Genomic DNA, 11,766 nt, shown 5'->3' with positions numbered 1-11,766 from the left:
ACCTGTGCTTATTTATTATTTTTGAGTGATGATCACGTCATGATCAAGATCTTGTTCATCAAATTTTATACGGCTAATTTGGTCGCCTTTGTTTAAACCTTGTACCACAGCAGAATTGTCATGATAACGTTGTTCTAAAATCACCAGATGAACTTTTGCAATTTTTTGATTGCGGATGACCCAAACATAGGCTTGATTTTTAATATCTTGAATGACGTCTAGAGGAATTAGCTGACCAGAAACGGGTTGGGAGGCAAGAATATTGCCATCTACAAATGCACCAATACTGATTGAGTGAATGCTTTGGTTCGGTTTTGCAAAAAATTCTAGCTGGCGACTAGCGGGATCTGCGATGGGAGAAATACGCGTTAAAACTGCACTTAGTGAAGCAGGATTACCTTGAATCGTGTATTCAATATTCTGACCCACTTTTAAAGCTGCTTGCATGTCACTGGGTAATTTCGCCTGTATTTCTAAATGTTTTGGGTCGACTATTTCAAATAATGTTTGTCCGACCGTAACTGTTTGTCCTTTTTCTATTTGGCGTTGCGTAATCACACCAGAAATAGGACTTAAAATGGTGCCGTCAAGATTCGCTTTCTGTGCGATATTCACATTTTCCTGTTGGGCTTTTACATTTTCCTGTTGGGCTTGATAGTCGACTGTGGCTTGTTCATATTCCACCTTGGAAATAAAACCTTGATCCAATAACCGTTTTTTTCGCTGCATCATATTTTTAGCGAGCGTGGCTTGTGCTTGAGTCGAACTTAAATTCGCTTTGGCTTGGGCTAAACGTGCGGCATTGTCTGGATTATTTAGGCGAACCAAGATTTGTCCTTGAGATACTGTTTGTCCAACTTGTGCATTGACCTCGGTTGCAGTCGCCGTGATTTGAGCTTGAATGCTGCTTTGATTTACAGCACGAAGAGTGCCTGTAAATGGAGTTTTTGCTACAGCGCTGCCATCTTGTACCAAAACTAAATCTTGGGGGATGAGTTCAATTTTTTTTATCGTTTCAACTGAAGGTTCCACTTCATTTTTTTTGCAAGCGCTTAACATGCTTAGATACAACACACTGCATGTAAAATAGACGATAAAGACATTTAATTTATTGTTTTTAATATGCCTGTAAAGTTGCATGCGTGCTTATCCTTAATCATATGGGGCGACAATTCTGTTTTAGTAGAAAAGCATTTATTCCAATGTTTTTAAACGTGTAATAATATTGTCGTATTTGGTCTGTGTATTACGATAGTAGCTTTGTAATACTTCAATATTATCTTTCCTTTCTTTAATATTTTTCTGATTGTTTTCCAGTGTACTTTTGAGTACGGCAGGAATACCTTGTCCTTTACGTAAGTGTTCCATTTCTTGACGTTTAAAATAAATTCGATCATTTTGCAATTGTTTTAATTGATCTTGCTGAAAAATGATTTGTTTTTTTATTCCTTTTAGAGATTCATTTTTTTTTGTCAGTGCAACTTGAGCATTGCCATAGGCTTTTTTGAGTTTTAAATCTGCTGCATTTTGTCTGGCTTGTGCTGCACGTTGTGGCGCTTTCTTAGCATCTGCTTCACTGTTATATGGGCGATTACGTTGAATCACTTGCATATTTTGGTCTAATGCTTCGTAGCCAAAACGAATATGATTGGGTGTCACATTGCTACTAATATTAGCTACACCTTTATGATCGTAATAGCGGTACCATGTTGGCTTCAAAGGTTCTTGAGCACTCAGATAGACTGATTGAAAAATCATGACGACCAATAAAATGAATTTTCTGGTCATTTTTTTTTGCCCAATGAAAGCAAGTTTTTGTTTAAACTGACTTTGCATTGTATCCCCCAATTTAAAGTTGACTAAACTACTTATTAAAAGTAATAAAAAGGTATATTAGACTCAAAATTGAGAATAAAAAACTCTCTAGAGTCAAAAAAAATGGTTGATCGATGTAAAGTGTGAGATAAGTCTTATTAAAATGCCAAAACGCGTCTTTGTTCTGAAAATGCTCATTGAAAGTGCAAGTAAAGATATGTTAAAAACGTTGGTAACTTGTAATAAAACTCACTACTCAAATTGTTTGTGCATTCTAAAAATGAGAAGGGTCATTAAATGGACGATAAATTCCAAAATCTAAAAGTCATGGTAATTGATGATTCAAAAACGATTCGCCGTACTGCAGAAACATTATTACAGCGTGAAGGATTTGAAGTAGTCACAGCAGTAGACGGTTTTGAGGCATTATCAAAAATTGCAGAAGTTAATCCTGATATTGTATTTGTCGATATCATGATGCCACGCTTAGACGGTTATCAAACGTGTGCATTAATTAAAAACTCTCAAAATTATCAAAATATTCCTGTGATTATGTTATCGAGTAAAGATGGCTTATTTGATCAGGCGAAAGGTCGGGTTGTTGGTTCAGATGAGTATTTAACCAAACCTTTTAGCAAAGACGAATTATTAAATGCAATTCGAAATCACGTCACCGCATAAATTAAATTATATTGGGGAAAATCATGTCACGTATTCTTATCGTTGATGACTCACCAACTGAAACATTTCGTTTTAAAGAAATATTGACCAAACATGGCTTTGATGTTCTTGAAGCTACAAATGGTGCAGATGGCGTCACCATGGCTCAAGCGGAGTTGCCAGATCTTGTATTAATGGATGTGGTGATGCCTGGTGTTAATGGTTTTCAGGCAACACGTCAAATAGCACGCGGTGCGACTACAAAACATATTCCAATCGTGATTGTCAGTACTAAAGATCAGGCTACTGACCGTGTTTGGGGCAAGCGTCAAGGTGCAAGTGATTATTTAACCAAACCTATAGACGAAAAACAATTAATTGATGTGATTAAACAGCACCTCGATGCAGGATAAAACGCTATGGCAGCGAATGGATTTATCGAATTACTTCGGCTGGCTAAACGTGGTAATAAAAACTACGTTACCACCGAAAATGAAATAAACCGTTGGTCAGGCATTGCTTTTGAGATGATGGGGCAATATTTTGTTGCCCCTTTAGGGGAAGTATTTGAAGTAATTTACCCGCCGAAATATACACCTGTTCCAAACACTCAAGCATGGGTCATGGGATTGGCAAATATTCGCGGGCGTTTACTTTCAGTGACTGATTTAGCTCAGTATATTTCGGGTCAAAGAAGTCAGTTTTCACCTACTCAGAAAGTTTTGTGTATTAGTCATAATGACCATTATGTCGGTTTGGTAGTAGATCAAGTTTTGGGAATTCAACACTTTAATAAGAAAAGTTTTTTTTCTAAACAAAGTGAATTGCAAAGTAATTTAACTGAATACTGTCAGGGATGTTTTTATCAACATAACCAGTATTGGCATGTTTTTTTATTTAGTCGATTATTGCAAAATCCAAAATATATGAATGCATCTATAAAATTTATAAATTAATAGTCGCACTAAAGAATAATGGCGAACTTGGGGAGAGGCTGAATGGGCTTTAAACTTAAAAAGAAAAATACAGGTGAAAGCAGTGCTCCTAAAACAAGGAATGCTTTACTCACGAAAATTCAATCCCAAACGGATCAATTATCTCGAGTATTTGGTGATAGTGAAAAGTCTAAGCCATTTCTGTATGGTGCGATTGCAAGTTTATTTTTAGCAACGCTACTGTTGCTCTATTTATTTTATAGTGTTCCACGCAATAACCAATTAACCCAAAGCTTGGGTGACTTGCGTCTTTTATCTCAAACGATTTCGCGTCAAGCAACTGAAGCAACTGCATCTGGAACGAAAGAGTCGATTGACAAACTGATCCAATCTCAAAAGGCATTCACCGAAAATCTTGAAACTGTGAAAGATATTCATTCACAGACAGCAGCTTTGGATGCTGTTGAAAAGCAATGGAAAACTATATCGGACAGCATTGATTTAATTAATTCTCAACAAAAAATCATTAACCAACTGTACGATACCAATATTGCGATTGGTGAAAGTATTCCTGGGATTCAGGCTGAATATAACTTGATGGTTGACCAAATGGCACGTCAAGATATGCCAAGTAATCAGGTGGTACTTGCAAAAAACCAAGTATTTATTGCGGAACGTATTCTTCGCTCTATTAACTCAGTACTTACAGGGAATGATAATTCTCGTGAATCAGCCAATGACTTTAGTGCAGACACTGAAACATTTGGTGCATATTTAAATGCTCAGTTAAATGGAAGTAGTGAGCTTGGGGTGGTACAAATTACTGATCCTGAATTACGTGAATCATTGGTCGGCATTAAGGCTGAATATGATGATGTATTGAAATCAGCTTCTGCAACCATTCTTCAAAACTCTTCACAAATTGTAAAAGTACGCCAAGCGTCTTCGTCTATTTTTGCCCAAGCAGATGAGCTATTAAATAACTTAAATAAATTATCGGGTAGCAGTAATTGGTCTACCACGATTCCTGCCTTGTTAATGATTTTACTGTTAACTGGCTTTTTATATTCGGTCTATAAATTATTGGGACTACGTGGTGAGTCAGATAAAGAACGTGTAGTGCGTTTACAAGAAGAATATGACCGTAATCAGAATGCGATTTTACGTTTACTCGATGAAATTGCCGATTTGGCGGATGGTGATTTGCGTTCATATGCAACGGTATCCGAGGACTTTACTGGTGCGATTGCAGATTCGATTAACTTTGCTATTGACCAGTTACGTGACCTTGTATCGCGTATTACTGATACTTCTCATGAAGTTGCACAATATACTGCCAACACTCAAGGTATTACCAATCAGCTTGCTGAAGCTTCAGAACATCAAGCACAAGAAATTGCAGGGGCATCTGCTGCAATTAATGAAATGGCCATGTCAATTGACCAAGTATCGTCAAATGCGACCGAGTCTGCAGTGGTTGCTGAACGTTCAGTACAAATTGCTGCAAATGGTGCAGATGTTGTAAACCGTTCAATTGAAGGGATGGATACCATTCGTGAGCAGATTCAAGAAACGTCAAAACGTATTAAGCGTTTGGGTGAATCATCACAAGAAATTGGGAACATCGTGGCCTTGATTAACGATATTGCCGATCAAACAAACATTTTGGCACTGAATGCAGCCATTCAGGCATCAATGGCAGGTGAAGCAGGTCGTGGATTTGCCGTAGTTGCAGATGAAGTACAGCGTCTTGCTGAACGTTCAGCCTCTGCAACCAAGCAGATTGAAGGATTGGTAAAAACCATTCAAACCGATACCAATGAAGCTGTAATTTCGATGGAACAAACCACGTCGGAAGTTGTTCGCGGTGCGAACTTATCTAAAGATGCGGGCGTTGCACTAGACGAAATTCAAAATGTATCGGGTAATTTGGCAAAACTGATTGCCAATATTTCGGATGCGGCAAAACTTCAGTCTGCTTCAGCAGGTCATATTGCAACGACCATGAATGTCGTACAGGAAATTACCTCGCAAACGACGACTGCAACTTTTGATACTGCACGATCTGTATCTGAATTGGCGAATATGGCTGAATCTTTACGTGAATCGGTAACAGATTTTAAATTACCTGATTAAGTCTAAAAATAGTGGATGGAACGGTGCATTTTACTCAAGGATGGAATGCACTATTACAAAAACAGATAATGCATCGACAAGATAAACTTAACGTTAAAGTTGGGTCTTGCGTGATGGTGACAATTAAGTTTGATCGCCCTTCTTGGTGGCAGATAAACGTAAGAAGCCTAAACTATGAAAGAAATATTAAAAAATTTAGTTGAAACGACCACGCTTCCTGAAGATAGCTATCTTGATCAGGATGCAGAGATTTTAGAAATTTTTGTTGAAGAAATAGAAGAAATTTTTGTTGAATTGAATCCATTATTAATCGATTGGTTTGCAAACCCGAATGATCCAGAAATTTTAAAGACTATTCGTCGTCATTTTCATACTCTCAAAGGTTCTGGGCGTATGGTGGGGGCGAAGTCTGCAGGCGAGCTTGCTTGGGCTGTAGAAGATAGCTTAAATCGCGTCATTTCAGGTGCAATTCCTTTAGATATGACAGTACAGCGCTATACGCAAACTGTATTTAAAATTTATCAATATAAGTTGTACCCCATTTTTAAAACTGTACAAACGACAGATATCGACTTGCGTCCACTGGTTTTATTAGGTCAACACATACAGCAAAATCGAATTTTAGCACCTGAACTGGAACAGCTCCTTGAGCTGTCTACTACATTGAATGCAGAAAACCAAATTACAGGGTTGGAGTTAGAAGAGTCAGAGTCAAACGCAATTGATAGTCTTGCAAATCAAGCGAGTGACATTGAAGAAACAGTGGCAATCTTTATTGAAGAAGCTGAAGAACATTTGGCGATTATTGAACAATTCTTAAAAAATGAACACAACCAAAGTCAGGGTTATAATAGCTTAATCCGCGCCCTACATACTTTGCGTGGCAGTTCATCCATGGCACAAATTGAACACATTTTTGAAGTCAGCAGTAAGGTTGAAAGTTTATTTAAAACACTTCTACAAGAAGAAATTATTTCGTCTTCAAAGCAAACTGCAATTTTAATGCAATATGCAGAATTTATTGGGGATTATTTACATACCTTAAGGCTGGGACAAACAGAAAAACTCGATACGATTTTTGCAACATTCAATACTGCATGGAATAACTATGGTTTTGCTTCAACTGAATTTGATTCAGAGCTTAATCCTCAAGGGATGGTGTCTAAACTAATTGCTTTAAATATCGATTTATTATTAGATGCAGAATTTGAATTTGAAAAACGTGCTAAATCAGAATATCCAGAATATCTCAAAAAATTAGCTGAGCAAGCACAACAACTTTTAATTCATACAGATAATCGTGCTGCAACAGGAATTTATGATTTTACTCAGGAACTAAAATTAAATTATGAAGCGCTTGTTTTAAAACCAGAATTACTCAATATTGACTATGCTTATGAGCTATTTTCATACGCTCATCAAGAATTTATTCATCTGTTTGATACCTTGGCAGCAGGACAACGTGTCATCTTGACCGATGAAGTACAGAAAATCTTAAGTGATCTTTCTGCTTTTGTGCAACAAGACCTAGAGCAATTTAAAACCACTGAAGCTGTACAAGCAAAACCGCTTGAAACTGTAAATAATCTATCTACAAGTATTGATTTAGCAAAAATTTCTCAAAGAATCCGTTCGGATCGTGCACACATGCAGGCAGAGGATTCCAATCAGGAATTTGATGCCGACCTGTTGGATATTTTCCTTGAAGAAGCTGAAGAGCTATTGGCCGGTATTGACCAAGATTTAAATACTTGGTCAAAAGATTATACAGATACTACATCTCTAAATAATTTAATGCGTTATTTGCACACTTTGAAAGGTGGCGCAAACATGATTTTAGCATCACATATTGGTTTGATTGCGCATGAATTAGAATCAATTTATGAGCGTGTGATTCGTCAACATATTCAAGCCACGCCTCAGCTCATCAGTATTATTCGCCTGATACAAGATGATATTGCCGATCGAATTCAAATTATTCGTGAGCAACACCTTGATTATTCAGGTCGTGAATCTATTGCTATCTTGCAAAATATTCAAGACCTTGCACAAGTTGGAAGCATAGAGGAGCTGGCTTCTGAAATTTCTGAAGTTGCGCATCTAGCTGAGCAACCCGTTGAATCTACCGAAATAGGCCTAACTGAACCAGAGAAAGTTCAGGAAAATATTTCATCTCATCTTGACGCTGCTCATGATCCCGAAGAAAGTATCCGTTCAATTGCGGAAGAAGTATTCTTTGAAGAAGCAGAAGAAATTTTAGATTCTACCGATCAGTTGCTAAAACAGTGGTTTGAGCAGCGTAGCGACCGTAGTTTACTTCTACAATTACAACGTGCAGCCCACAGTATTAAAGGTGGAGCACGAATGGTTGAAAATGAACCCGTCGCTGTTATTTCGTATCAGTTAGAAACGACATTTGAGCAGTTTGCAGTCCATCATTTTAATTCAAATGCTTACGATTCTTTATTGGAAAGTACCTTTATCTGGTTGAGAAAAGCGATTTTCGATCAGGACTATAGTCATTTTGACAGTTTAAAGCTGAGTTTAGAATCTATTGAATTTGTGGATGTTACTGCACAAATTCCAACACGTGTGAGTAAATTTGATCACACTTCTGCGCCTAAAATCATTGAATTTGTTCAAGGAGATGGCACTGAACCGCCTGCGATGTTGGGCGAGTGGGATTCAAGTACTCAATTAGAAAATAATAACGAGATGATTCGTATCTCTGCCGATTTGGTAGAGAAGATGATTGATTTATCTGGCGAAAATGCGATTAACCGATCCCGTATTGAAATGGATTTGGGTCAGCTAGGTCATACTTTAAACGAAATGGAATTGGCGATGAAGCGTTTAGCTGACCAATTACGTCGTATGGAAGGTGAGTTAGAGTCACAAATTATTGCAAAACATGGTTCAGAAAACTCTCGTTATATCGATTTTGATCCGTTAGAGATGGATCAATATTCATCTCTCAATCAATTGTCTAAATCTTTGGCTGAGTCAGCCTCAGATTTGGTCGACTTTAAAACCACTTTGGCTGAAAAAATTCGTGATACTGAAGGATTGTTATTGCAGCAATCACGTATTCAGGCAGAAATTCAAGAAAGTCTGATGCGGACTCGACTGGTGCCTTTCTCGCGTTTATTACCGCGTCTACAGCGCATTGTACGCCAGACTTCCTCTACGTTAAATCGTCCCACGGAATTGGTGGTAAATAACACCGAAGGTGAGCTGGATCGCACGATTTTAGAGCGTTTGGTGACACCATTTGAACATATGTTACGTAATGCGATTGATCATGGTATTGAGGATGCAGAGCAACGCATTCAGACTAAAAAACCTGCAATTGGGCATATTGAACTGAATATTAGCCGTCAGGGCACAGATGTATTGGTGTCTTTTAGTGATGATGGTAAAGGTATTGATGAAAAAAATATTCAACAAAAAGCCTTAAACTTAGGTTTAATTGAAGCTGATCAGTCGTTGGATAAGCGAGAACTTCTTCAATTTATTTTTCATCCAGGTTTTAGTACCGCTAAAGAAGTCACACAAATTTCTGGCCGTGGTGTAGGACTGGATGTTGTTCAAAGTGAGATTAAAGCTTTAGGTGGTCATGTCACAGTTGACTCTGAATTAGGTCAAGGAACCACTTTCACGATTCGAGTACCGACCACCGTATCGGTGAGTGATGCCTTAATGGTTAAAGCGGGAGATCAACAGTTTGCGATTTCTTTGGCCCAAATTGAGCGTATTGTCCGGATTTCACCTTCTGCACTGGAAGACTATTTTAATAGTAAAGAAGATTTCTTTAAAATTGATAATACCAGTTATAAATTGCGCTATTTATCGGAGTTTGTCGCCAATCAACCTCTACCTCGCTTAAGCCATGTTGCACATTCATTGCCTGTATTATTAATTAAAGGCAATAGTGGTCAAACCATCGCATTATTGGTGGATCAATTAATTGGTTCACGCGCACAGATTGTAGTTAAGCCGATAGGGCAGCAGTTCTCAAGCGTAGGCGTGGTGGCAGGCGCAACTATTTTGGGTGATGGGCAGGTTTGTCTGATTTTAGATGGTCAAAATATTGCACGTCAAATTCAAGCGACGCAGCGACTAAAACATGCGGTAGAACAACGTGAATTATCGCGTCATAATGATGCTCGTCGCTTGATCATGATTGTGGATGATTCCGTGACAGTGCGTAAGGTAACCTCTCGTCTGCTGGAGCGTCAGGGCTACGATATTGTAACTGCCAAAGATGGTGTGGATGCAATAGAACAGCTTGAAAGTATAAAACCTGACTTGATGTTGCTTGATATTGAAATGCCGCGTATGGATGGTTTCGAGGTAACCAATTTGGTTCGACATCATGAGATACATAAGGATTTACCTATTATCATGATTACCTCCCGGACAGGTGAAAAACATCGTGAACGTGCATTTAGCCTAGGCGTCTCACATTACATGGGTAAGCCCTTCCAAGAGGCAGAACTTCTCAGCCATGTTGAACACTTGTTAGAGATGAGTCAGGGGTAATCAAATGAGCCAAAATATGATTTCAAATGCTGCTGTTGAAAAAATTAGTCAACAAGAGTTGCATCATCTGATTACTGTATCGACAGGATTTATTGATGCTTACATTATAGATTGCCATGATCGAGAGGCGATGCTGCTACCACAGAATATTGTGTTATCTGCACTCGATAGTGCAACTCAAGTCCCGCATGTAGAATGGCATGAATTGAAACTGCCTGTGTATGCAGTAAATGATCCAGAGCGTAAAACAGGTGTGGCTTTAGTGATTGAAGGTGATGAAATCAATCAGCGTTTTGCTTTAATGTGCAATGAAATGCCGAGAACGATTCGTCTGCGTATTTCTGAATTAATTGATGAAGAACGTCCAGCAAATGATCCCACCATTTTTCAATATGTACGTATGGCAGATCAAAGCTTTCATATACCCAATTTAGTTAACATTCAAAATACTTTGAAGCTTTAATTGAATGCCCATAATCACGATTTATATTAAAAAAAAAGGAACTTATTTAAGTTCCTTTTTTTGATTAACATCCAATTTAATTGGCCAATAAGCCTTCTAAAATTTGTTCATAAATTTCAGCAAGAGGTTCTAAGTCTGCTACGTTCACATGTTCATCAATTTGATGAATACTGGCATTTAAAACACCGAGTTCAAGTACTTGTGCGCCAGTCGGGGCAATAAAGCGGCCATCAGAAGTACCACCAGAAGTCGAAAGTTCAGTTTCGATTCCTGTTACATTACGAATCGCATTTTTCGCAGCATTCACTAATTCTCCTATGGGAGTCAAGAAAGGTAAACCAGACAAGGTCCACTCAATATCATAGTTGACTTGATGACGGTCCAGAATGTTTAAAGTGCGTGATTTAAGCTCTTCTGCTGTAACTTCAGTGGAGTAACGGAAGTTAAACAACAAATCCATCGTACCGGGTACGACATTGGTCGCACCTGTACCCGCAGCAATATTAGAAATTTGGAATGTAGTCGCAGGAAAGTATTCGTTACCATTGTCCCATACGGTATCACACAGTTCAGCTAGTGCTTTAGAGGCAGTATGAATAGGATTAATCGCAAGATGAGGGTAAGCTACATGGCCTTGCTTTCCTTTTACCAGTACTTTGGCATTCAATGAACCACGTCGACCATTTTTAATAATATCACCAAGTTGATGGGTACTTGATGGTTCACCCACTAAACACCACGTCATTTTCTCATTGCGAGCTTCTAACGCTTCAACAACTTTTACTGTGCCATTAATAGATGGACCTTCTTCATCAGAAGTAATCAAAAATGCAATAGAGCCTTTATGGTTTGGATACTTTGCTATGAAACGTTCAGAAGCAACGACCATCGCCGCCAAAGCAGTTTTCATATCTGCACTGCCACGACCATATAGTTTACCATCCCGAATTTCGGGTACAAATGGATCAGAATTCCATGCTTCTAAACTGCCTGTTGGAACCACATCGGTATGTCCCGCAAAACATAAAACGGGTGGTTCAATCCCTTTACGTGCCCATAAATTATCGACATCTTCAAAACGCATAGATTCAATATTAAAGCCAATTTTCTCTAATCGTTCAGCCATAATTTTTTGGCAACAATGATCGATTGGTGTGACAGAAGGTTGACGTAATAATTGTAAACTAAGCTCTAAAGTTTCTGAGTGGTTCATAT

General features: G+C 38.3%; 9 protein-coding genes. 6 read left to right on the top strand and 3 right to left on the bottom strand.

What is annotated here, in order from left to right:
* Window positions 1-15 precede the first annotated feature (15 nt).
* A complete protein-coding gene (locus GA0116959_RS00820) occupies window positions 16-1,140 on the bottom strand; it encodes an efflux RND transporter periplasmic adaptor subunit (protein WP_092717297.1) in 1,125 nt (374 codons plus the stop codon).
* Window positions 1,141-1,194: 54 nt separating this feature from the next.
* Complete coding sequence (locus tag GA0116959_RS00815) at window positions 1,195-1,836, bottom strand: hypothetical protein (protein ID WP_092717294.1); 642 nt, start codon at window positions 1,834-1,836, stop codon at window positions 1,195-1,197.
* A 276-nt stretch (window positions 1,837-2,112) separates the two neighbouring features.
* On the opposite strand from GA0116959_RS00815, the gene pilG reads away from it, so the two are divergent.
* The 6 genes from pilG to GA0116959_RS00780 all read left to right on the top strand — a co-directional run bounded on the left by pilG (window position 2,113) and on the right by GA0116959_RS00780 (window position 10,551).
* Window positions 2,113-2,496 (top strand): twitching motility response regulator PilG, encoded by a 384-nt coding sequence (gene pilG / locus GA0116959_RS00810; RefSeq protein ID WP_092717291.1) that lies wholly within the window; start codon window positions 2,113-2,115, stop codon window positions 2,494-2,496.
* A 23-nt stretch (window positions 2,497-2,519) separates the two neighbouring features.
* Window positions 2,520-2,888: a response regulator gene (locus GA0116959_RS00805; RefSeq protein ID WP_053578506.1), complete on the top strand. Its 369-nt coding sequence runs from the start codon at window positions 2,520-2,522 to the stop codon at window positions 2,886-2,888.
* 6 nt (window positions 2,889-2,894) lie between these two features.
* Complete coding sequence (locus tag GA0116959_RS00800) at window positions 2,895-3,431, top strand: chemotaxis protein CheW (protein ID WP_053578505.1); 537 nt, start codon at window positions 2,895-2,897, stop codon at window positions 3,429-3,431.
* Between the two features lie 42 nt (window positions 3,432-3,473).
* Complete coding sequence (locus GA0116959_RS00795) at window positions 3,474-5,546, top strand: methyl-accepting chemotaxis protein (protein ID WP_053578504.1); 2,073 nt, start codon at window positions 3,474-3,476, stop codon at window positions 5,544-5,546.
* 174 nt (window positions 5,547-5,720) lie between these two features.
* Complete coding sequence (locus GA0116959_RS00785) at window positions 5,721-10,088, top strand: hybrid sensor histidine kinase/response regulator (protein WP_092717288.1); 4,368 nt, start codon at window positions 5,721-5,723, stop codon at window positions 10,086-10,088.
* Between the two features lie 4 nt (window positions 10,089-10,092).
* On the top strand, window positions 10,093-10,551 hold the full coding sequence (locus GA0116959_RS00780; protein ID WP_053578501.1) for a hypothetical protein: 459 nt from the start codon (window positions 10,093-10,095) through the stop codon (window positions 10,549-10,551).
* Between the two features lie 76 nt (window positions 10,552-10,627).
* Here the strand turns inward: GA0116959_RS00780 and dapE are convergent, their stop codons facing one another.
* Entirely contained in the window at window positions 10,628-11,764 is a 1,137-nt protein-coding gene (gene dapE / locus GA0116959_RS00775; protein ID WP_092717285.1) for a succinyl-diaminopimelate desuccinylase, read from the bottom strand.
* Between the last annotated feature and the right edge of the window lie 2 nt (window positions 11,765-11,766).

It is taken from the genome of Acinetobacter albensis (assembly GCF_900095025.1).
GTDB classification, from domain to species: domain Bacteria; phylum Pseudomonadota; class Gammaproteobacteria; order Pseudomonadales; family Moraxellaceae; genus Acinetobacter; species Acinetobacter albensis.
The sequence above is the reverse complement of the archived record's forward strand: the minus strand, read 5'-3'. Positions and strand labels throughout refer to the sequence as shown.